General features: G+C 74.9%; 1 protein-coding gene. It reads right to left on the bottom strand.

Annotated features, from left to right (window positions below):
* The coding region (locus G3I65_RS20020; protein WP_160697463.1) for an MDR/SDR family oxidoreductase at positions 1–1,741 on the bottom strand (1,741 nt) is incomplete at both ends.

Below are 1,741 nucleotides of genomic sequence, written 5' to 3' on the forward strand. Positions count from 1 at the left end.
CAGCGGCGGCACCGGGCCGTTCGCCGCCGAAAGGTCGAGCCGGGCCGGGATCGCGAGGGTCTCGCCGCGGACCACAGCCGCGTCGAACAGGGCCAGCCCTTCGACGTCGGACAGCCCGGTCATGCCGCCCCGCGACATCCGGGCCAGGTCGGCGGCGCCGAGGTGACCGGTCATGCCGCTCGCCTCCGCCCACAGGCCCCAGGCCAGCGAGACGCCCGGCAGGCCAAGGGAACGGCGGTGCGCGGCCAGCGCGTCGAGAGCGGTGTTGGCGGCCGCGTAGTTGCTCTGCCCGGCGGTGCCGAACACGCCCGCGGCGGCCGAGAACAGCACGAACAGCGCCAGGTCCTTGTCCTGGGTCAGCTCGTGCAGGTTGACGGCGGCGTCGACCTTGGGCCGCAACACCTCCGCGAGCTGCTCCTCGTCGAGACCGGTGAGCAGGCCGTCGGCCAGGACGCCCGCGGTGTGCACGACGCCGGTCAGCGGGCGGTCGGCCAGCAGCTCGGCCAACGCGTCGCGGTCGGCGGCGTCGCACGCGGCGATCGTCACCTCGGCGCCCAGCGCGGTCAGGTCGCTCGCCAGCTCCGCGGCGCCGGGTGCGTCCGGGCCACGTCGGCTCATCAGCAGCAGCCGCCGGACGCCGTGCGCGGTCACCAGGTGCCGGGCGATCCGGGCGCCGAGCGTGCCGGTGCCGCCGGTGACGAGGACCGTGCCGTCCGGGTCGAGGCGTCGCGGCACGGTGACGACGTTCTTGCCGACGTGCCGCGCCTGGCTGATGAACCGGAACGCCTCCGGCACCTGCCGCAGGTCCCAGGTCCGGCGCGGCAGCGGGGTGAGCGCGCCGGCTTCGAACAGCCCGGCGAGTTCGCGCAGGATCTCCTGCAGGCGTTCGGCTCCGGCTTCGATCAGGTCGAAGGCCCTGTAGTGCACGCCGGCGTGCGCACGGGCGACTTCGGCGGCGTCGCGGACGTCGACCTTGCCCATCTCGACGAACCGGCCGCCGCGCGGCAGCAGCCGCAGGGAGGCGTCGACGAACTCGCCCGCGAGGGCGTCGAGCACGACGTCGACCCCGCGGCCATCGGTCGCCGCGCGGAAATGGTCCTCGAAGGACAGTGTGCGCGAGTCTCCGATGTGGACTAGGTCGAGACCCAGTTCGCGCAGTACGTCGTGCTTTCCGGCGCTCGCGGTGGCGAACACCTCGGCGCCGTGGTGCCGGGCGAGCTGGACGGCGGCCATGCCGACGCCGCCGGCGGCCGCGTGCACGAGCACGGACTGGCCCGCCCGCAAGCCGCCGAGGTCGAACAGTCCATAGTAGGCAGTCGCGAAAGCGACGGGGACCGACGCGGCTTCGGCGAAACTCCAGCCGTCCGGCATCGGGGTGACCAGTCGGTGGTCGGTGACCGCGACCGGGCCGAGCGCACCGGTGAACAGCCCGGTCACCCGGTCGCCGGCGGCCAGCCCGCGCACCCGCTCCCCCGTCTCGACGACGACGCCGGCGGCCTCGCCGCCCATCAGCGCCTTCCCCGGGTACATCCCGAGCGTGATCAGGACGTCGCGGAAGTTCAGGCCGGCCGCGCGGACCTCGACGCGGATGTCGTCGGGCCCGAGTTCGGCCTCCGCCTCCGGCGCCGGGAGGGTCGCGAGGCCGTCGAGGGTGCCGGTGCCGGTGGTGCCGACGCGCCAGGACCCGTTCGCGGGCAGGGTCAGTTCGGTGGCCGGGCGGGCCAGCCGCGGGGCGAGCAGC

The organism is Amycolatopsis sp. SID8362, from assembly GCF_010550475.1.
GTDB classification, from domain to species: Bacteria; Actinomycetota; Actinomycetes; order Mycobacteriales; family Pseudonocardiaceae; genus Amycolatopsis; species Amycolatopsis eburnea.